16 protein-coding genes are annotated in these 21538 nt (G+C 55.2%); 7 read left to right on the top strand and 9 right to left on the bottom strand.

Features of this window, described 5'->3' with window-relative positions:
- Positions 1-323: 323 nt before the first annotated feature.
- Positions 324-1244 (bottom strand): SDR family NAD(P)-dependent oxidoreductase, encoded by a 921-nt coding sequence (locus ACODR6_RS20790; protein ID WP_489024140.1) that lies wholly within the window; start codon positions 1242-1244, stop codon positions 324-326.
- Between the two features lie 95 nt (positions 1245-1339).
- On the opposite strand from ACODR6_RS20790, the gene ACODR6_RS20785 reads away from it, so the two are divergent.
- Positions 1340-2251, top strand: a complete 912-nt coding sequence (locus ACODR6_RS20785) for a LysR family transcriptional regulator (RefSeq protein ID WP_489024138.1) — start codon at positions 1340-1342, stop codon at positions 2249-2251.
- Here the strand turns inward: ACODR6_RS20785 and ACODR6_RS20780 are convergent.
- Positions 2243-4582, bottom strand: coding sequence for a hypothetical protein (locus tag ACODR6_RS20780; protein WP_489024136.1), 2340 nt, complete (start codon positions 4580-4582; stop codon positions 2243-2245). The genes ACODR6_RS20785 and ACODR6_RS20780 overlap by 9 nt on opposite strands.
- A gap of 833 nt (positions 4583-5415) precedes the next feature.
- Here ACODR6_RS20780 and ACODR6_RS20775 point away from each other — a divergent pair.
- The 4 genes from ACODR6_RS20775 (at position 5416) to ACODR6_RS20760 (ending at position 9139) form a co-directional block, all read left to right on the top strand.
- On the top strand, positions 5416-7092 hold the full coding sequence (locus ACODR6_RS20775; RefSeq protein WP_489024134.1) for a peptidoglycan-binding domain-containing protein: 1677 nt from the start codon (positions 5416-5418) through the stop codon (positions 7090-7092).
- Between the two features lie 8 nt (positions 7093-7100).
- Positions 7101-7469: a hypothetical protein gene (locus tag ACODR6_RS20770; RefSeq protein ID WP_489024132.1), complete on the top strand. Its 369-nt coding sequence runs from the start codon at positions 7101-7103 to the stop codon at positions 7467-7469.
- A gap of 169 nt (positions 7470-7638) precedes the next feature.
- On the top strand, positions 7639-8199 hold the full coding sequence (locus ACODR6_RS20765) for a hypothetical protein (RefSeq protein WP_489024130.1): 561 nt from the start codon (positions 7639-7641) through the stop codon (positions 8197-8199).
- A gap of 364 nt (positions 8200-8563) precedes the next feature.
- On the top strand, positions 8564-9139 hold the full coding sequence (locus ACODR6_RS20760; protein WP_489024128.1) for a PIN domain-containing protein: 576 nt from the start codon (positions 8564-8566) through the stop codon (positions 9137-9139).
- A 67-nt stretch (positions 9140-9206) separates the two neighbouring features.
- On the opposite strand, the gene ACODR6_RS20755 is transcribed toward ACODR6_RS20760, so the two are convergent.
- Genes ACODR6_RS20755 through ACODR6_RS20730 form a run of 6 tightly spaced genes read right to left on the bottom strand, consistent with a single transcriptional unit; the run spans position 9207 to position 18464 of the window.
- A complete protein-coding gene (locus ACODR6_RS20755) occupies positions 9207-11693 on the bottom strand; it encodes a DNA/RNA non-specific endonuclease (RefSeq protein WP_489024126.1) in 2487 nt (828 codons plus the stop codon).
- Complete coding sequence (locus ACODR6_RS20750; RefSeq protein ID WP_489024124.1) at positions 11693-12979, bottom strand: hypothetical protein; 1287 nt, start codon at positions 12977-12979, stop codon at positions 11693-11695. Before ACODR6_RS20750 ends, ACODR6_RS20755 begins: the two co-directional genes overlap by 1 nt.
- Complete coding sequence (locus tag ACODR6_RS20745) at positions 12976-13956, bottom strand: trypsin-like peptidase domain-containing protein (RefSeq protein WP_489024122.1); 981 nt, start codon at positions 13954-13956, stop codon at positions 12976-12978. Before ACODR6_RS20745 ends, ACODR6_RS20750 begins: the two co-directional genes overlap by 4 nt.
- Positions 13957-13979: 23 nt before the next feature.
- Positions 13980-14867 (bottom strand): lipase family protein, encoded by an 888-nt coding sequence (locus ACODR6_RS20740; protein WP_489024120.1) that lies wholly within the window; start codon positions 14865-14867, stop codon positions 13980-13982.
- 23 nt (positions 14868-14890) lie between these two features.
- A complete protein-coding gene (locus ACODR6_RS20735; RefSeq protein ID WP_489024118.1) occupies positions 14891-16486 on the bottom strand; it encodes a hypothetical protein in 1596 nt (531 codons plus the stop codon).
- 25 nt (positions 16487-16511) lie between these two features.
- Entirely contained in the window at positions 16512-18464 is a 1953-nt protein-coding gene (locus tag ACODR6_RS20730; RefSeq protein WP_489024116.1) for a DNA/RNA non-specific endonuclease, read from the bottom strand.
- Positions 18465-18878: 414 nt separating this feature from the next.
- Between ACODR6_RS20730 and ACODR6_RS20725 the strand changes: the two genes are divergently transcribed.
- The gene (locus tag ACODR6_RS20725) at positions 18879-19625 is read left to right on the top strand and encodes a lysozyme family protein (RefSeq protein WP_489024114.1); all 747 of its coding nucleotides are present in this window, start codon (positions 18879-18881) and stop codon (positions 19623-19625) included.
- A gap of 22 nt (positions 19626-19647) precedes the next feature.
- Positions 19648-20454, top strand: a complete 807-nt coding sequence (locus ACODR6_RS20720) for an N-acetylmuramoyl-L-alanine amidase (RefSeq protein ID WP_489024112.1) — start codon at positions 19648-19650, stop codon at positions 20452-20454.
- 55 nt (positions 20455-20509) lie between these two features.
- On the opposite strand, the gene ACODR6_RS20715 is transcribed toward ACODR6_RS20720, so the two are convergent.
- Positions 20510-21211, bottom strand: a complete 702-nt coding sequence (locus tag ACODR6_RS20715; RefSeq protein ID WP_489024110.1) for a hypothetical protein — start codon at positions 21209-21211, stop codon at positions 20510-20512.
- Positions 21212-21538 lie beyond the last annotated feature (327 nt).

Raw genomic sequence — 21538 nt, 5'->3', positions numbered from 1 at the left:
CGCCATGTTGAATCATGATTTGCGCGGAAACGGAATCCCGTGAGTCAGTTTCATCGAGCTCTGGTATAAATCCGAATACCTTGCGGGCCAACAGCGCCTCGCTGAAGCAAACGACAGGCCGTACGACGCCGAGGCCGCCGAGGCGCGATGGAGTGAAATAGACAAGGCCGGAACGGGTGTCGCTTCGGCTCAGGATCTTGTCAGCGGCTTCTTCGACAAAATCCAGTTGGGAGGGGGCAGCATCACCCAACTGCGCCCTGGATCGCGCTGACGCAAAAATGCTCCCGGGCAGAAATGTCCGGGAGCGCATTTCAAGTCAGCAGTCACATACCTATGCGGCTAGTGGTCATTTCCCACAGGCGTTCGGCGTTTGCATCATCGACCGCGTAGGCGGCGACACCGCCACTGAAATCTTTTGGACGCCTGGAGACGACGGGCGCCTCGTTGCAATCCTCGAAGTAACGGCCGCTGATGCCGTCGAGCAGCGGCGAGCACGCCAACAATACACTAGTTGCGGCTCCTTGCTCCGGTGATTTGCGCTTCTCAACCGGCGTCTTCAGGCCACCAGTGAATTTCTGGAGCCCCGTGGCAATCGCTCCTGGATTAAGCGAGTTCGACGTGATGCCGTCGTCCTTCCATCTCTGGGTCACGCCTACGGACAAGAGTGCAGTAGCCGTTTTTGCTTGGCCGTATGCCGTAAACGGAGTGTACGGGATGAATTTGAAGTCAGGATCATCAAAGTAAACCGGTGAGAACAGGTGTCCACTCGAACTCAAGGAGACAACTCGAGCACCGCTAGCCTCTGCGAGCCGTCGGTGCAGGCCTGTTGTTAGCGCGAAATGACCAACGAAATTGGTCGCGAACTGCAGCTCGAAACCATCGCCGGTAAGCTCCAGCTCCGGCACAGCCATGACTCCTGCGTTGTTCACCAAGATATGTACCGGTCCCGAAACGCCGTCCACAAACGAGCTGACGCTTTCCAGGCTCGCGAGATCGAGGGGCCGTACTTCAATTGCATCTCTGCCAGGCCGTTGCTCCAACTGCCCGATCGCCTCCTTCGCAGCATCTGGCCGGCGTGCTGCAACAATCACATTTGCGCCTGCATTCGCCAACGCTCGTGTCGTCTCCAGGCCGATCCCGGCGGCGCCGCCAGTAACAATTACTGTCTTCCCATTCAGGTCGACGTCGCTGGCGACTTCGGCTGCTGTCGTTTCGAAACCGTAGCGGGTCTTGAACAAGCTCATGGTTTTCTCCTCTTGTTTCTTAAAAGGATATAGAGTTGGGTGGATGTGAAGAGAATGCGGACAACACTTTACAGCTAGTTGAGCAAAATTGAACAATGGAAACGCCTTCGCTCGCGGAGCTCCGAGCATTTATCGCCCTTTCCAAGGCAGCCAGCTTTCGGTCGGCAGCTCGTAATCTTGGAGTTTCTCCATCGGCGCTGAGCCATTCCATATCCCAATTGGAAGCCAAGTTAAGCGCCCAACTGGTTAGCCGAACGACGAGAAGCGTCGCGCTGACAGCCACGGGGCAAGCATTTCTAGCGAGGGTCGAGCCAGCGTTTGCGGCTATAGAAAATGCAGCCGCGGAAGTGCTTGATCAGGTGGAAGCGCCGGCGGGCAACATCCGCATCAACACGAGCGAAGCTGGAGCGGAATTGCTTTTGCCGCTGGTCGCCGGCGAGTTTTCAGAGGCGTACCCAGGCATCACCTTTGAGATAAGCACCGAGGGTAGACTGATAGATATTGTCCGGGATGGCTTCGATGCGGGGGTGCGCCTCTTGGAGGCAATACCCCAGGACATGATAGCTATCCCCTTGGGAACGCAGCAGCGACACCTCATAGTGGCATCGCCTCGATTCCTTCAAACGAATGGAAAACCAAGCACACCAGCCGAGCTTTCCAGCTTCGAGTGCATTAGGCAGCGACTGCCTAGTGGGGCACCGCTTCCATGGGAATTCCAGCGACACGGGGAGAGCTTTGTCGTGGATGCTAGAGGGAGGCTGTCGTTTGACAATTCCCGGATGGCGGCGCTGGCAGCCTCGCTCGATAGCGGGATTGCATTTCTCAGCGAATGGGCGGCCAGGCCGTACCTGGAAAAAGGAGCCCTTGTACCCCTGCTCGAAGAATGGACGCCGTCGTATGACGGCCTTCATATCTACTATCCCAGGGCCAGACACCAATCGGCGAGTTTCGCTGCTTTCACGTCGTTCATTCGAAAGGCGGCGCGAGAGAATGTCAGCTCATCGTGACGGCGACCTTGCTTTGTCTAGGAGGTGTCGGATACCGCGAACCGCCATCTTCGAACCACTCGCAACTGTCTCGGTTGCAGTCGGCTCTTCGCCAAGCACCGCCAAAAGATGCGCTAGCTCATGTTGGACAGATTTAGGATGGATCGCATGGCGCCCCATCAGTTCCAGTAGTCGCCGCGCCACGGAAGGTTGCGAAAAAGCATCTAGCGCCTGGGTGACCTCGGCGCGACCCTCGCCAGCAGAAATGATCTTGTCGTCAATCCTCGCGATTTCCCAGCCTGGCGCAGGGATTGCAATCAGAGCGCTCCGTTTTTCGCGAAGCAGATGGGCCCTGACCTCCAATTCACGATCCAAAGCGTTCACGAAAGCTCGCGCTGCCAGGTCGAGTTCCGCAAGCCATTCACTCGCCAACAGCCTCTCTACGCCTTGCCTTGCATGCTTCGCGCCCAACAAGGAGCCTACGCCTCCCAAGCCGCCCAGTATCACCGCGCCAGCTGGTCCAAAGGCCGCCAAGCCAAGAAGCTTGCCGGAAAGGCCGCCTGCCGCGGCGAGCCCCGCTTTAATTGACCCATCCAAGCCGATTGAGAACGGAATATCACGCAAGGCGATCTTCCCACGCCACCAGCGGTATAGGTGACGTATAGAGGACGATGCCACGGAGATGTGCGGCACATGTAAATCGGCTAGCGCGTCACCAGCATCGACGGCCGTTCTCATTATCAGGTCCGCCATGGCGTGATCGTAGCCATCGATAAAGAAGACCTTGCTGACCCAGCTCTCGCCACTGGAAAGCACGGCATCAAGTAGGTCGCTGTTGGCATACACCGGCATGTCGGGATACTTGGAAAAGTGCTCCCGCAATCCCTCCAAGCCCAGCAAGCATTTAACTTGAAAGGGGTGACCATCGACCAGCAAGTCGTAGCCTGGATTGTTTGCAGTCGCGGGAAACGACACGACGTGACCCAACTCGGAAAGTCGAAGCGCCACGACTTGCTCCGAGATATATCCACGGAGGCTGCTCTCCGCTCCTCTCGCGGCGGCACCCTGCATCTCAGACATACGGCTAGCGAATACCGAGAACGAAAACGCACCTACGATATCATCAACCCGCGAGAAATCGGCGGCCCTCACGACCATTGGATCGATCGAGGATATATTGAAGAGCAAGTCAGCGGCGGTCAGGCCTGCAACAACACCAACCTCCGACGCGTCGCCGCGATCGAACGCGAACCGCTCGAACGCCTTGTCGGAAGGCCCTGTTGTGCCCGGATACATCAGGGACGCTGGCCTCGCATCGTCGGCGTCGGATCCGACGCCGATGCGTGGCCTCAGCGACCGAAATTCATCTAGCATGCGATAGAGCCCGGGCTTGTCCGCACCCATTCCCCTCAGCCCCAGCTGGACGCAGAGTTCAGCAGCCAGCCTCGAAGCTGCTGCGCCTCGGACATGCTTATGGGCAAGGGCCGCTCCGCCCAACAGAATAGGTACGCTAAACAAAGGATTCGCTAGCATAAAAAGCGTGGATACCACAGTTGACCCGCCGACCAATGGAATGAAGGCGGCGGCCTGCGCGGCGAAAATGTAGGCGCTGAATCCCGCGAGATTCACGCCCAATCCAATACCGAGCATAGACCCGCTAGACGCAAGCAGCGCCAGGATCGCTCCATCCCCCTTCTTGGCTACTTCACTAAGCGCGAGGTCGTGCGATGCGTCAGGATGCTCGGATAAATATTGTCGAACTCTTGCCGAGAGATCCTGACGCTCATCATCCGTGAAGAGGCCCAGTTCAATGCCCTGTTGCAGCGCCCTCACCGTCACCTGTGCCTGAGCAATCACAAGCGAGCCAAAGCCCATCCCTGGCGGCTTGACGAGTATCTGCGCCAATCGACTTCGAAAGTCGTCGCGGCGTGTTTCGATTGGGCGCTTTACGACAGCCGCAGCCTTGAGCCCGACGTCATCGCAGCATAACCGGGCCGACCTGCTCGAAAGCGGATGCATGGGCGTGAGACCCAGAGCTTTCTGCACCTCCACCCAAAGCCGCTCGCGAAGCACTTGATCAGTGACTTCTGAGGCAGCAAGCCGTCCAGCTAAATCTTGAAGTCGATCGTAAAACTGACCACGCCTGCGCGGTTTCCCTGAAGCCTTCTTAAAAATGTCTGCAGCTTTTCCAGCCGCAAAGTTTGCAAGCGAGGTTTCCTGAATGCCCACGATGTACTGGCATAGCTCAATGCGTTTTAGATCGCTCAACCCCGCCAAGATGACCCAGGAGGGTAGAGCATCACTGTGCAGAAACGCCCCAGGCTGCTTGGAGAGCGATTGCTCGGAGTCCATAGTGTGAATGCCTATAGCTTGGTCGCGCGTTCGATGAGGTACTGCTGGCCATCAGGCGTGACGTCAAAGACCAGTTGTGCCCCCATCAATCGGCCAACGACCAAAGCTTCTTCCAAATAGACTTTCATGACACCTTTATCAGGGCGCATCTCGCCGTCGTCGAAATCGAACCGAGCAGGAAACGTAAAGTCTGGAAGGGTAATCTTCGATGCCTTGGCGATTTCAAGATAAAGCGGCAGCGCGGCGGCGTGGCGTTCACTGGCAGAGGTTTCGGATTGCGGGTTTGAGCGCCACCACTCAATTCGAGCGGCCGATCCTCGGGCTTCGAAACAGACAGAGGCTGACTGTCGCCGTTATACAGCGACCCGGAAAGACGTCGCGCAGCCGCCCCCCTCATTGTGATCCTCATGTTGGCTTCCCCCGATCTTCCTCGATGACATTCTATACTTTTCCGATCGAGAGTTGTCACATCAACCTAAAATAGGCAAATTCCCGGGCAACACGTATCGCATCACTATTGTCGGCATCAAGGAAGAACACTCAAGTTGTTTCACAATTCGAGCAGCAGGCGAGCATCCGAAAAGCTAGGTAGCTTTAAGTCGGACGGATGATGGTTTAGCGGCGGAAAAACGCGCATACGATATTTAGCATGTTCTTTAACCACCACGCGGAAGAGCATTTGCAGTCAGGGCATCGCGACATTAATGCAACTTAGATGGGTTTTTTACTTGATAGCCTGTTTGGAGGTCGCGTGGACCTTTCCGAGCATTAGTCCCGGAGTTAGAAAACCGTGGGCGAATTAATCCAATTAGAGTTGCAGGTTGGGGGCAACGATGGGTCGAAAATATCTTTCTATGCTGATGACGACGGTTGCCATCAGCATTCCAGTAATTGCGCATGCAAACGATGATCTTGTCCGAGGCATATTTGGAGCGATTATCGGCGGCGCGATACAAGGTGCGGCCAACCGAGGCATGCAGCAGCGCCAGCAACAGCAATACCGGGAACCCGAGAGTTATCCTGATCAGCCGCGATACGTTGACGAGCGCACCGAGCTACGCGCCGAGATCCAGCGACGGCTGAACGCACTTGGCTTTATCGCGGGCTACCCTGACGGCGTGTTCGGATCGCAGACAAGGCAAGCAATTGCGCAGTTCCAGCGATCCTCTGGATTCCCAGTAACGGGCAAGATCACGACCGCCCAAGTCTCCGCACTCTATAGGAAGACCGGCGGAGCTCTCCCTTCCAATGTCGCCTCTGCATATGACGACAGCTCCCAGCAAGCGGCAGTAGCGCCTCGCCCCACCACCGTGGAAGAAAATGATCCGCCGGCCACCGAGGTCGCTAGCTCAAGCCAAATCTCCCAGCAGGCCCAGCCATCGGCTGACGAAGATCCGCTTGCCGACGCGCCAGTGTTGAAGGCCATCCCGGGAACGGCGACTTCGCAAAACGGGTTGGAAGCCCCGCAGGCCGCTACGCCAGCGACCGCCTACACTGCGGAGCCTTCACAGGATGATACGGAAGCCGAGTCCGCAGAGGGCGCGGTAACGCAGTTGGCGGCGATAAAGACAACCGTCTCTTCACCCACTACCGTGGAACAAGATCCTCCCGCCCAGGAAGTCGAGGCGTCAGCAACTGTAACAACTGCTGCGTCAAGCAGCACCCCTTCGCAGTCGTCGCCTGAGGCCGCCGCCGCTACCCTCCCGGATCCGCAACCTGCAACTCCCCCTTCCGACCAGCCCGTCGTTGTTGCTTCTGCAGATGGCAGCCTATCACTTACCTACGTCGTCAAGCCCGGACCCTTCAAGTCTAGCCTGACCAATGCTGACATCTTGGGCGTAAAGCTCGGGATGACGCCAGATGAAGTCAAGACGGCGATGTCGGCCGCTGGTTATGAAGCCAGCAGCCCGTCGACAAACACCATAGTTTACCCCCGGAAAGTCAACGGCGTTGAACTGAAGGTCGATGGGCCGAACAGCTATACCGCATCCCTGGGCTTCTCACGCCAAGACGACAATCTCGACGATCACGTTCAAGTGGCGTTTGTTTCCCCGCTCAACGGTAATGCCGCGTACGAAGTCACTCGCAAGATCCGCTATCGGAAGGATGAAGTGAAGCCGGACGGCAAGCAATTCGTTGGATCCCTGTTCACGAAGTATTCGAACCCGTCAGACACGAAGAGCAGCGTCAAGCAAGTGGACATGTCGGGTGGAGGCATGAACGGATACATGTCCGGTGTCCTGGGCTCCACCGAGTACGCGAGATACGACCAGTTGGAAACGTGGTGGTACTTCTCGGGTGGCCGTCAAATTACCACCGCCTCAGGGTACGACGACAAGCTCTATATCCAAGTGTTTGGCACCGCGCCTACGCTTGACGAGATCAACATGGATCTCTTCACCAAGGATATTGGCGACAAGGACGCAAGCCAGAGAAAGGCAGCAGACGAGGAAGCGATGGAACGCACGAAGTCAGTTCCGCGCAGCAACGGCGTGCTGCCAAAGCTTTAGGTATGAAAATGCGACCTGATTTTACGTCCTTGCGATCCGCAATTGCAGCTCTCTTTATATTGACGGCCGGAGCCTCGACTAATGCGGCTGCCGGTCAAGTTACCGGTGGGACGGCAACCTTCGATAGCGTGGGTCAGGCTGGCAATCCGTTTGAGCGTGGCGCTTGGGGAAACGCAAGTAATGGGAGTTCGTGGGCCCAATACGACTTGCCGGCTCCCGCAGTGGTGCGAAGCATCTACATCAAGTCGGCGGGCACAGACATCACGTCAACCCAAAGCGTGATCGACGTCAAGGTCAAGCTCCCCGACGGCTGGCATTCGATTTATACGCTCAAGGAAAAAGTGATCAACCGGGGCTTCAGTGGTGGAGCGACATGACCACAAACTGGGCCCATTCGCATCAATATCGGGAATATTGCAATTAGTGGCGTTAGGCTGGATATGAGCGGACATGGCTGGTTCGCAGCCGAGGACGTCAGGTTGGAAACGCAGTGACACTCGCGCTTCAAGTGCGCCAGTGCCCTGAGAGGACTCGACTAGAAACACCATGTTCCCGCCCGACCTTACAAAAGCGCAGCACATCGAACTGCTGAATGAAATGTCGGACGGAGATTTCGCGCGGTTCCGGTACTGCCAGGAAATGGCCGGCGCATATCTCGCGATCGGCCAGTTCGAAGACACGCTAATTTCCGCCATGCAGATGTGTGACGCCATCAAGGTCCGGAGCAGGTTAGGCGAGGACGCAAAGCGGTGGGAACTCCTGCTAGCAAAGCGACAACACCTGAAAGACTCTACTCTAGGCAGCTTGATTAAGATTCTTCAGGACCATGCGATAGCCCAAGAAGACCTAAGGTACCTGAGATGGCTTCGGGAAAAACGCGATTACTTCGTTCATAGGCTTTTCCACGATGGAGCATGGCCAGGTGACATGAGCGAAGAGCGTTGCCGGTTCATGACCCGACGGCTGCTGGCAATCCAGCTGTGGATGTCGCGGGGTCACCGAAACATTTGGTACATCTTTGAGAGGGCCGGTCTCGTCGATGTTACCAAGCTTCCTGATGGCGGCATGCTTGTAATGAACAAGGATCTCCCCAAGCTTCTCGCCTAATAGAGTTTATTGGCCCTGACCTTTTCCAGCCGTGAGAAATGCCCGAGCCGTCGGGGTTACAGACTCTGGTGCCACCTTCACTAGGTAGATCTCAGAGCCGATTTGTACGCGCAAAGGACCGCCCAACCGTACGCGCTCAAGGAAATCCAAGACTTCCTTGTCACCATCGCCCAGAACTAGGATTTCCTTCGTTTGCATCGATCTCTTGAGCAATTTCCGCGCTATTTCCTTAGCACGATTCTCAGTCATCCCAAATTCGGCAGCTTACCGCGCAGGCTTGCCAGTGCTAAATCTCGCATTCCGCCGTTTATAATCTGGTAACCATGATCCCGGCACGCTTTCCGCCAGAACGGAGCTGCCACACATGACCACGGCCTTCCTGCTCGATACCTGTGTCATAAGTGAAACGAACCTGCCTGATCCCGACCTAAGGGTAATACGCTTCCTGGAGGAAACCGAGCAGTTCTACCTGCCGGCAGGTGCATTGATCGAGCTTATGATGGGAATAACCATGGTCTGCGCGACGAGCCCAACCAAGGCCATCAGGCTTAGTGCCTGGTACCATCAACTGATGAAAAGTGGCATGCCGATCCTGGAAACTGGCAGGGACGTGATTGAGATCATGGGCGTACTGATCGCAGACAGCAAGCTTCGCAATTTATGGGACCGGCCCACTGACAAGTTCGGGAAGGTGATTGGGAGATCGCGCGGCGGCCAGGACGTGCACATTGCTGCTGCAGCGTTAGCACATCGACTGCCGATTGCGACCATGAACGTCGCCGATTTCATGTTGATCAATTCGTACTATCCACTGCCGGGAATCTACGATCCAAGAGCAGGGATTTGGCACGCGAGAATGGAGCCGCTTGCCGAGAGGTTTCCCATCGAGCAAGGGCACTCAGAGACACTCCCAGCCTACAAGCTCGAATTTAGCAGGTGAGCTATAGCAGCTCCCTCCGCGAGCGGCGACTACCCGAGCATGTTCCTATCTGCAATCGTCGCCGGCTCTATCCCTTGGTAGATGAGCTAATCCATATCTCAAGTATCCCTCTTTGAACGAGCTTGCTTGGCTTTGGATTGGGATCCATCGTGTGGTTCAATGACTTGAAATCACCAATCAGCTGTATTGCCGCCGCCCTGTCTTCTGCGCTGTCAGCGTTGTACCGCACTTCGTTGGCGCCGAGAGCCTTGGAAGTGCGCTCCTCCCCCGGCACTTTCCAACCGAGCGCCTTCAAGCCGTTCGCAATTCCTTCCGCTTCGCTCCTGACTAGTCCCGCGAATTGTAGGTAGACCGTCACGTTTGGTCGCGCTTGAGACGACGTGGTGACGTTGTCCCCCAGCAGTTGCCGAACCAAGGCCAATTGCCCCAGTGTGCGAGGTCCTAATGCGAGCGTCCCGTCGTCAAAGCGCTCCTTTATTGCGCGAAGTCTCGCTGTAACGTCTGGCAGCGTATCCTTCCATTCTGGCCACTGCCACTTGGTCGCGGGTATCTGACCAAGCAAATAGAGGAGGTTGTAGCGACCATTGAGCGTCAGTTTGTCGAACTCTTCTGCGGATAATTTCTCCACCATTCTAACGAGGATTTTTGTTTGCTCCCCCGCGATGACCTCATCGTCTCGTATGGCACTGACGATTTGCTGGGTCGCACTAAGCCTGTCGTCCTTGTCCGCGTCATCAATGCTTTCCAACAGACTTGAAAGCTTGTCACCGCTTAGGCCAGCCTTGTTGACGAGCCGTGGATTCAGCGTGTCTGCCTTCCTGACCTCCTCACCAAAATCGATGCCACTCAGCTTCTCGATCGCCGCCACCGGCATTCTATACAGAGCGGGATCGAACGTAGGCGCAACAGAAGTCACGCGCATGATAAATGCATCCACGACGAGCGGCGTGCCGCCTACCTGACCGAGGTCGGAGCGCTTCGATACTGCGACCTTCCAATATGCCTGTGGAACCTGAACATTATCTATTATTGGGTCGGCGTCGGAAAAGACTGGTCCTGTAAAGATCGTCACGCGGGTTGCAAAAGGATTGTGGGCGGCCCGTACCCAATCAGACAACGTGTTCCATGCACTGTTGAAGGATGGTGACTGCGGAACGAAATTGACTGCGACGTTCACCGACTGGTCAACCATTTCTCCCGCCTTGGATGGGTCCAAGGACTGCAGATCCGGCCCCCAAGAAATATCTTCTCGTCCGGCAAGAGGTGAAGCAGAAACAGCACGCCAAGAAAGAGGTTTTGGTTGCACATCGACGGGAAGCCGCGAGTCGGCCCGGATAAGGCTGGGTCCCTTAGGAAGGGCGAGGCGTGTACTCCGGTCCAGGTTAACCGCGGCGTACAGAGGGGATCGGAGAGTTTTGTTCAATACGATTGAGTGGTTGAGATATTTGAGACCCCCGCCATTCTCATAGGCTTCCTTGACCAACTCAGGTGCCAACCCCGGAAGTGGTACGTTAATCCCAGTAAACCTCTCATCATACCCATTCGATCCACTGGCATCACTAAATGTTGGCAACCGATAGTCTTGTACAGCAACGCGGAAGTCCGGCTTCCATTGTGTCTGGTTCATCGTTGGCGTCCGCAACTTATCTGCTCCAGCCTGAACGACAGCTTCTCTTATTTCCTTAGGCAAAGACTCAATGCCTGAGGATGGGTCGCTCAACAAGCTGACAATAGCGTCGATGGATTTCGAGAAGAGGGCGCGGTTCCGTGCGTCCTCGGCAACTCGATTTTGTTCACTCTGCGCGGCTTTCAGTTGAAGGGCAGCATATAGATTGGATAGCTCCTTTTGGCTTTCCTGGAGGGCGTAGTTGGCGTTCTGGAGAGCGTAGTTGGCGTCCTGGTTATCCTTTAAAAGCAGGTCCTTTGTTGCGAGAAGGCGCCCCTTTTCGACCGACTCCTCCTCAGCACGGTCCCATTGGGAGTAGGCAAAAGCAGCGATTGCACCGAAGATAATGGCAAGGGCAGTTGTCGCATAGATATAGATCTTGCCATTGCGGGCTCGAAGTCGCCTGCTCGCGTCGACAAGTTCTTTAATGTCGGCGTCTGACGCGTATTGCTCAGCTTCGCGGAGGGCGTCACTCTTCAGCAGGTAACCCACGCTTTTCGTGGCTTTCCATTGCCTTGCAAGCGCAGAAATACGGATATATGCGCGATCCTTGTCCAACACCGCCTTTGCGCTTGGTGCTTGTACTTGATCGTCAGGACTTGGTCCCTCGTAGTCGATCAGCTTCGCGCTCTTGAAATCTTCTACAGACGCGACCCCTCTCGTCGCCAAAACGCCTGTCCAGTGGTTCAATACTCGTTCGAGAGAAAGCCGATCGCCAGGATCCACGACAGATTTCCCTGCTAGACGTACACGTGCAATAAATTTTCGTAGTGAACTGTCATCGGCCCCACCTGACGCGAAGGACATGAGTTTAACGTGGCTACGTCTGATAGCTTGAACGGTATCACCAGAAGCTGGTGGCGATATAACTTCGTTCAACTCGACCATCAAAGTCTCCCGACAATTTTATCAAGAGGTTTATTGATCTCCGTCATAGAATTGCACTCGGCCAGAAGTGAGATGTCCACCTCCACAAAATATTGCAAAGCCTCCTCGCGAAACGCGCTGAAGACTTCATTGAGCCTAGTGCTTATCCTCTCCGTAGCTAGGAGATCGTCAACATTCCGCGCGGAAAATTCGATTGGTGCTCTCCAGGAACCGGCGGGATCAAGCCTCTTAAGCTGGTCTAGCTGGAATTTTATCCCTTTCCAGAGGCGTCCGAATGCAGGGATGATACTTGCGTTGTCCGCGATCCTGACACTGAGTTGAACCAAATCGCCCAGATCGGCCAGCCTTCCATCCAGCGTCTGCCAATCCTGATGCTGAGAGACTAGCCTAGTTATGATTTCGGACAGGTTGAGCGTTGCCTCCTTAGCATCGCGGAGCCGCTTCTGTTCATCGGCTGATACCTGTGTGATTTCGCTCATCTTGCCGAAAGCGTCTGCAAGATCCTGTAGCTCAAGCCTACCAGCAGTTTGAAAAATTTTTCCATCGATACGGGTTGGTATAAATCGCAGTGGCCCTTTCAACTCTTCGAGATCCGCAACGAGCTGCCCGCGTGCCCCGGTTTGGAGGGCAAGACCAAATCGCTTTTGGCAGACGTCCAGATCCGTGAACCAATTCAATTCATCGTTCCTGACATTGCCGGCGGGAAGTCCATCAATAAGGATGGAAAGAGTGTTACAAAGTTTCTCCAAAAGATCGAAAAATGATCTCAACTCGATCCCGCTGTTATCGTCCCCCTCAAACTTGCTTATGGCCGTCTCAAGACTAGGGTAGTCGATCACCGGAAACTGAAACCGCTGTAGTTCATCATGTATACTCTTATAAGATCTAAGTAGCTCCAAATGCCCTCCAACTTTGTCGAGCCGGGACTTATATCCTTCCATCACGAGCCGAACCTCGTGTTTATTGAGGTTGGCATCTGTCAGCCAGAGACCATCTAGAGCCTTAGATAGGTGATCCAAAGTTGGTCGCTGATAGAGTTGCGCAACATAGCTGCTCCCGAGCGGTTGAAAGGTAGGATCCGCCTTCGCTACCGACATCAACAACGTGCTGGTGGACTTACCACGAGCATCGGTATAGATCAGGATATTGCTCCAAACCGCGGAAGCCGACCCATTTAAATTAATCTTCGTATCATCGATATTGGCATTATTCAGAACGTTTCGAATATCGCTCGTGTCGGAGTATAAGTCAGCAAGCGCGTTGACGATCTCTTCTCGCGTGGTCATCGGCGATCGCCATCCAACTTAATGCGATCGATCAGTATTCCCTCGTTGCGATAGAACGTGGTTTTCGATGGAGAATTTGGTTCCGTAATCCATCCGCCACTATGATGGAGCGCGATGACCCTCCAATCTTTGTCGAACACCGGCGCTCCCGATGAGCCGGGTAGCGTGTCCGTGAGGTACTGCACCCTTCCCTCGCCGATGTAGACCACGACATTCGCCGACAAGGATACTTGCTTTGGCCCACCTCCCGGATGCTGGATGATGTTGACGTGATCGCCAACCGCGATAGCGGGCATCGGATCTATCTCAAGGGCGCCCCACGTGGACGACGGGTTCCCTCCAACCTTCACGGCAGTCCAATCCTCTTCCTTGCAGGTCTGAAAATAGACATCCGGAAGGATAGGGTATTCTTGGATTGGTGCGTCCGTGCCAAGGACCGTGCGCTGGTAATTAGCTTGCGCGACCGCGCTTCGAGCAGCCTCACAATCTGGAAGAACGTGATTGTTAGTGATCGCTAAATCGTTTGCGGTCAGAAACGCCGTACCAGAGCTACCGTCATTGCGGCGGATGCGAATAACAGATCGGCCAGCCTTCAAACCGCGTTCCAGGTAGCTGAACTCAACCAGGGTACTTCTCGAGCCTATGATCTTCTCAAGCGATGATGCAGGCTGACCACCCTTCCACTGGGCTTCTGGTCCCTCGATTTTCGGCGGCGCCTTGCGTTCCGCGGCAAGGATCAATGGCTCTAGACCGGGATTTTCAACCAACGCAACCTGAATTATGCTTCCAACCTTCCGACGGGGGTTGGCCCACCGCAGGATAGATCCCCACATCGCTGTTGCAGAGCCGTTGAAATCGACGCCCGCGATATCCAGGCCAGCATCTTCCGCAATTCGTGTTCCGTCAGCCCGAACGGGATAAAGTCCCGCTAAAATCGCCCGAAGTCGGCTTATTTCCTCGTTGCTGAACTCTTCCAAAATCGCCTCCCGAAAATTTGCGTTTAAATTCCCAGCGCCTTCCTCACGGTTGAACGGACTTGATCTCGCTGAAGGTACTCCTGGATATCGTGTCGCCAGACGCCATGATTGAAGACTTCAACGTCGGTGATCTTGGCTGCACCATCTACCTTGAAGTCATTCGCAAGCATCGGATCGAAGCCATCCACCGGGTCAAGCCGGTCGAAGATGTTAGTCCATCCTCCAATGACACGCTCAGAGGGAAATCCATTGCGTGCCGAATAGCCGGGCGCCAGCTTGTCTTGGATTTCGTCGAGCCCAAGTGGGCTCCCTATAGTGACAAGGCCATCTACAGAGGGGCAGTCACTGACGTTCTTCAGGCAATCGTAGGCTATGACCGTTCCCATGGAGTGGCTGACTACGATGTGCGGCCCTTTCCCCGTAGGTACGCTTTTAAGCGCCTTCACAAAGCGTGCTCGAATCTCTTTGCGGACATGGTATCGAACACCTGGACGCGGGCTGAAATCGACATCGAAGAGATAGTGATGGACATCGCGAAGGAAATTCTCGAGGAAGGCTTTCTTGATTGGCCAAGGCAGCGGTATCCTTTCGGTCTTGATATCGCTGTCGCCCGCCAGGTCTGCTGCCGCCAACGTCCCGCCAAGCTTTGCTGCAAGCCCCGCTGTAAACACAGCCTCCTCGATTGATGGTGCTCGGGGCGGCTGGACATCCCCTGCAGCAAGCGGCGCTTCGGTCAGAGGCACCGGCTCCTCGTAAAGGACGTCCGCCCAGTACACCATTGACGAGCTGACGCCGTTGGCGCCAAGGTCAAGGCCTTCGGGCTCATCTGCCAGGAAAGTCCGCCAAAGCTTCAGGAGCTTGTCGGCTGGTGGCTTGTTTTCAATCCCGTGAATGAAAGTAATATGTGTCACTAATTTCCCCGTTCCTTGCTTTCCTAAAGCGCCCACCGCTCTACTGAATCGTAGAGGATCTTGTCGGGCCGCACCGAGACGTGGACGTGCTTATCGTGCGGGTTCTCGCCAGTATATCGCCGCCACTCCCAAGCGGCGGCACCGTCAATTGCTCGAGAGTAAGCAATGCGTCTGTTCCAAATGACATATTTGATTCGGTGGTCGCGGCTCGTTGTGAGACTTTCCGCTATTGCGGCGGCACTGCAGCCATTTCTCGGATCGTGCGTGATGTCCATTGCCGTGACCACGCCTTTGCTACCATCGATCACCCAAGGATTATGGTCTGAGTTTCTTGTTGCATGATCCGCGTCACCGATGGTCCCGTCGCTTGCCTTCAGCCGCCGTGGCGCCATCCGGTTGACCTGCGCGAGCAATGTCTTGAGGCTTTCGGCGACACGCCATTCTCGGATGGCAGCGCTTTCTTCACCTGGTGCAGATTCTTCTGCGACGCCATTAAGCACCATAGCAGCGTCGCTGTCGTCGGCGTCATTCGGCGTTCTTCGAATTGCTTGCTCTGGCGCCACAGGACTGGAGGGGATGGCATGCATCTCGCCGGTATCGACGTTGCTAAGCCGGGAAATCTGAGTCGCAGCGCCCAAGCGGCGGCTGCCACTTGTATGATAGATGACGTCAGCAAGCATCACTTTTGCCGTCTTGAGGTCCCACAATACAAACTCCGCCGTCGCGCCGGCTGACAGGCTGGCTCCGTCGTTGTTGAGGAGCATCGCGAAGATGTTTTTCCGTATGCGAAGGCTGCCTCCGGTCTTTAGAAGCGTGGGAACCAAAAGGTATGCTCTACCTGCGCCGTCGATCGCACGAACAAGCTCGGTATCGCGCACGAGGTCTGACATGGGATGATTGGCCAAGCTGTCGACAAAGTCATGAAGTGCCTGCGACCCAACTCGCTGATCTACAGGTGTTGCATTCAAGGTCTCACTCTGATCGAGAGTCGTCGCAAGTCGACGGATCCTGGCAAGCCTCGTCAGGAGTCGGGACGAGTGCTCGTTTGCCAAGGGCGCAACCCGCAAGAAGTCTGGCACAGCAACTGGGATACCGTTTGCAGCAAGCCGCCCAGCCACAATGGATAACAGGGCGTCAGCCGGCACCGCTACATCTCGCGACTCGTAGGTAGTTTCGGTGCGGAAGTGGTTGAGAAGGCTTGAAAGCGAGCCTGCCGCGAGCGAAGCGGCTCCAATCGTCTCTACGACGCCTTCTTCATGCGCGGCCTCGGTCTTCTCAGTGCCATGTTCCTGGATTGCCACCTCAACGGTTTCCTCGAACAGGCCCAGTTGTTCCAGCAACTCCAACCCGGAGGTGATTTGGCCAAGAACGCTAGCCCCACCCACAATGACGAGATCCGTGGCTCCCAGGGTTACTATCCTCTTAGACCGGTCGGCTATTTCGCGCCCGACCGCAATCATGCTCTCGAAGGCAAGGGCCGTGACCTCAAAGTCTATCTTCGCATCGACGATAGTCGAGCCTTTAAATTCCGATGCCGTCGACGTGGCGGTACCTGCAGCGTCGTCGCCAGATGCATTGTTATCGCTTTCAGTTCCGTCGGAACCATCCGGATCTTCCATCTCGCCGTCCTCAATACATTGCGAGTTAAACCGATCTCCTGCCTGCATTTGAAAGCACCGCATCCTCGAACGTATCAAGGGGGCGGTAAATCACGGCATCTTCAATCGAATACTCACCGGCGACGGTGCTAACCGACATCGGATCGGCATCTCGCAAGTTGCCGAATTGGAAGCCAGTAATCTCTTCGATGTGTGTTATTGCGACCTGGAAAGTTCGATACGGCCCAAGGACAAAGCCTTCTGCAGATTCCGTCCTCCGTCGCTTCTGCAGCAGATCGCGGATCAAATCTCCCTGACTGAGGAGGTACGCAGTTGCGTGCAATCCGCCCACGACGTTTTTCATGACCACAATTTTCCAGAACTCGATCGGGACCAGCTCGTCGCTCTCGGGAAGCGGGGGATCATCTGCACGCAACACTGGTCCCGTGAACACGCACGCCTTGAACCCGTTGGTGCGGGCGCTGTCCAAAATGTAGTTCTCGAGCCCTTGCCAAAGTGTCTTGCCTTGGTTCAGGCTTGAATGCTGGAGAGCAGAGTTGGTGTAGTGAAAAGTGTCATCGTTGGCGGTGGCAGCCTGCGCTCCCCAATTCGGATCTTCTCTCCGAACCATATGTCCGCGGTCGATCTGGAGGTCGGCGTAGGCCTTCTGTCCCAATTGCAAATCGCGCGGGATGCGTAGGTCAAAGAACCATTGGTCATCTCCTCGCTTAATCCTAACCGCCTTCTCGCCATCGACATTGACCGCGGTAATTCTCGGGCAACGACGACTCTTTGAGTACAGCACGCCGAAGTTAGTGTACCTCAGTTCAAAACTTCCAGCATCCTTTTGATCGCTAGGCTTTTGCAGATCTTCTGCGACCTCGGCCTTGAAGCTAGGCCAAGCAACTTCGAAGCCCTTGCCAAGGAAGCCCTGATCGAAGCCGCGCCTTCCCTTGAAATACACGGCTTCGTGGGTGCCGTCGGCCCTCTCCTTCAGTGTACCCAGATCGGCGCCAGTTACGACCGGCCCGCCCGCGCCGGACAGAAGACGTTTCAATGTCTCCACGCCCACGGCCGCGTTCGCGATACCAAACTCGCCCATGAAGTGAAGGCCCACTACTGCCTTCTGCTCAAGGCTAACCAATGGCGATCCAGAGCACCCCCCGGTCGTCGTGCAGTCATACCTAAGGACGAGACTGCCGCCTTCCTTCATCACTAACCCGCCGGAGAACCTCTTGACGTCGTAAAGGTCACCGAAATACTCCCGCAACTGAGTGAGGTCGTTCCGGCTGTCGTATGCCGGATAGCCAATCGTCGCTACAAGCTCCCTGTCGACCGCAGGCTTCGCAGCGAATTGAAGGGGATCCGGATCTAGCTCTTCACGGGTCTGAATTTCGACGAGTGCCACGTCAGCTTCGGCGGTGTCGGCTAGATAGCGGACACGCTCGACTGGTAGTTCGTAAGATGCGCCCGTGATTGAGCTCACCTCCTCGCGCATGTCCAGTTTCATTCCGTAGAAAACGCCTACGTTAGATCGCAGGAATACCGCCGAGCCATCGCGAACCCGGCGAGAAACAAGCTCGGCAACATGACGATTTGTCGCGAAGATACTTCGTCCTTTTCCAAGGCGCTCGACGATGAACCCAGTACCGCCCCAGCGCAGGGAGTGGTTCAAGAACTCTACGCGGCCGATGGAAGGGATCATGGCGTCCACTCCCCTCACGGCTCCTTCAGTAAGTTCCGGAAATTCAGACACTGACTTGAACTCGACCCGATTGTCCTTGATCAGCATCGGTGGCCTAATATAGCGTTGTATGATGGCCTCGGTATTAAACGCCGGGGCGGCCTCGGCTACTTCCATTGTGTCGCCAACCTTGACCGGACCGCGGGCAAGGAGATCATTCGTAGCATCTTCAATAAGGCGACCAATATCGGTGCCAGAACGCAAACTAGGGGCGAAGCGTTGCCTTATCGCCTCAAATGGATCCTGTGCCGCCATTATCCCCTCCATGCCGAGTGATGCATCGTTTCAGCATCTCGATGGCGTCGATCGCAAGCATCGATGATCTCACGCCGAAGCAATTCCGAGACAATCTACAGGTCGCAGAGTATTTCAACTTAAACTGTCAATACGTTTTCACCCTTATGTTATAAGCCGCCATTCCAAGAAATCTGTCAAGGTTGTATTTTTTCGCGAGGCTTACTGAAATCCCAAGAAATCACAAAATTTTAATTATCCTTAGTTGTCTCGCGTTACCGAAAATCACTAAATCGTTGGCCCGCCTATATAAATGTCTGAGTTGCAATTCGCGACTGTTAAGTATACAATTTAGCTTAGGCGATTTTGCATTCTAACATCCTTGAATTTTCTAGCAGCAGCCAAGATCAAATCACGATCCGGGACAGGAATTTCATGGCCCACGTAGCACAAACAGCAATTTCCGAAGACGAAATCGAAGCCGCTCGCGGTTACAGGGAGGGGCTAATATGGCTTAGGGACACGTACTCATTGGAGACGGTCCAGCCTCACGGCCCCGCATCGACAACACCAATCGGGGACAAGTCTTTTGCCTTGATCGTTGAGTTTGAAGTCTCGAGCAAGCAAGTTTACGAGCGTAAATACAGACACACGATTTGGCCGAAGGAAGAGTCTGGCGTCACTGTTGGAATTGGCTATGACGTGGGCTATGCAACAAAGATCATGCTGCATGCCGATTGGGACGGCGCGATAAGTCCCCAAATGACGGCAGCCCTCGAACGAGCCTTGGGTGTCACGGGAGACAAAGCTGGGCCCCTGGCGCGTGAACTAGCCACGTTCGTTGACATACCGTTTGATATAGCCTTGCAAGTGCACCGAAACAAGGTAATCCCGCGATGGGTTGCCATCGTCGAAGGGGCCTTGCCGAACACGCGCAAAATTCCGGCCGAAGCTTTGGGTTCGCTTGTTTCCGTCACCTATAACCGTGGCGCCTCCTTCTCTAAGGACGGCGATCGCTACAAGGAAATGCGAAATATCAAGTCCCACATGCAATCGGGGAGCTTCGACAAGATTCCTGCCGATCTTCGTTCAATGAAACGGATATGGCCTAACGTTCCCGGTCTGCAGTCACGTCGAGAACGTGAGGCGCAATTATTCGAAACAGCTCTTCGCAACGTGTGAACTCCAGCCTGCAGGTGGAAGAATGGCAAAATTTGCAAAGGCGCAATGGAAGAAAATCTCGGGCGGTTCAGGTAGCTTTCTTGGAGGCCCCGCCAAGATAGTGCACCACACAACAGAGGGTTCCACCGCGCAGGGCGCTTTCGACGCCTTCAAGAAACACAGGTCGGATCCACACTTTACCGTCGATGCAACGACGATCTACCAGCATATTGACACTGACGAAGCGGCGCGAGCGTTGAAGAACCCATCCGGCGGCGTCGAAACCAACCGGGATGGTGCAATCCAAATTGAAATCGTTGGTTTTGCCCACAGACTAAAGACGCGGGCTACGTTGGAAAACGTCAGGAAGCTCTGCCGCTGGATCGAAAAGACCCATGGCATCCCGAAGGTATGGCCAAACGGCCATCCCAAAGCTGCCGTGAATGGCCGCGATCCCGGTGGGCATAATCGGAACGCCAAGACCTGGGATACCAAGGGCGGCCACTATGGCCATAGCAATGTCCCGGAGAACGATCACTGGGATCCTGGATACACGGAGGCAGAAGTCAAGTTTGTGATGATGGAAGATGCCGAAGCGCTGGCGGCCGCTCGAAATGAGGGTCCAGATGTGTTCGAGTCCATCCCCTTTGACGATCCGGGCCTCGAGAATGATCACTCCAGAATGCCCGACCACTCGGAACCAAATGCCCCTAATGGCGGCGCGAAGCGAACGGACATCAAGGCGTCAGCCAAGACAAAGGCAAAGGCCAAAACCGTTGAAGGCGCGGAGACCGCTAGCCGGGCAAAATCTACGAAGCGAAAGGCTGAAACTCGCGGCGTCCCAAAGTAGTCGCGCGTTTGCCATCGGGCGTTGGCCGAAAACCCTCGTAATGGTTTCTGGTAGGTCAGTCGCTGCTCCCGGGCGTGGGCGAATACTCTGGCTGCCGGGACGCGCGATTGGGAAGCTTGATGTCCTTGCCATAACGCGCAAACAGCCGGATAACTGCCTTGAACTGATAATCGTTAATGTATTCGATAAGGGTCGCGCGTTTCGCGTTCGTGAAATGCGATTCGGTCTTATCACCTATCAATTCCAGCCAATACGAGAAGTAGTCGCCAAAACTTTTCTGGCCCACGACACCGTGCTCTATGAGACCTTCAACTCGCTCTAGCCTTCCAGGAAAGGCGTCGAAGGCATCACGAACATATTGCTCCACCGGGGAAAAGAGATCGTCGGATAACTTGCCTTCTGCAGCCCGAGCGATGCTGTACAAGTCCTTCGCCGATTCATACGTCCTGACTTGGCTCCGTAGGAGCGAGTGATGCCTGAGCGCAAGGTGAAATTCCAAAGGCGTGAAGTATTTTTTGTGGCGGGCCCCAACCTCATCGACATAGGACACGCTGCCAAGCTCCCAGTCTATCAGACGGAATGCGAGCTTCACGTGCTCGTCCGATCCAAACTTCTCGATTTCGTCAGCAGCTGCGCGGGCCGCCAATTGTCGGTTAGATCTGGAGTATTGCCACAGGGCAAATGCTCCACCAATGACCGTCAACAACAACGTAAGAGCGTCAATGACGGAAAAATCAGTCGCCCTATCCCATGTCATCTGCGGTCTCCACCATCGACACGATCGTTGCTCAGCGCGAGATGCCACTGAACGATTAAGTGCGAGCTTGCCTCACCTCCGCCCTTCGCGCTACTTCCAAATTAGAAGGGATTTGCAATCTGTCCCGGGCTCGGACCGGCGGCGTATATTACGTCCACGGCCCGCAAACGCCTCGACTTGCGACCACGGCGTTTTGCCGGTTAAGACCCGCTTTGAGCTTCAAAGAAGGGATCCCGCGAGTACCATTGGTCGGCCAATGTTAGACAACTCGGCAAGAAAATGGTCGGGCTAGTAAAGTTTCTTCTTTACGCGGACGGAAAATCACGT

It is taken from the genome of Rhizobium sp. FG96, assembly GCF_057808655.1.
The sequence above is the reverse complement of the archived record's forward strand: the minus strand, read 5'-3'. Positions and strand labels throughout refer to the sequence as shown.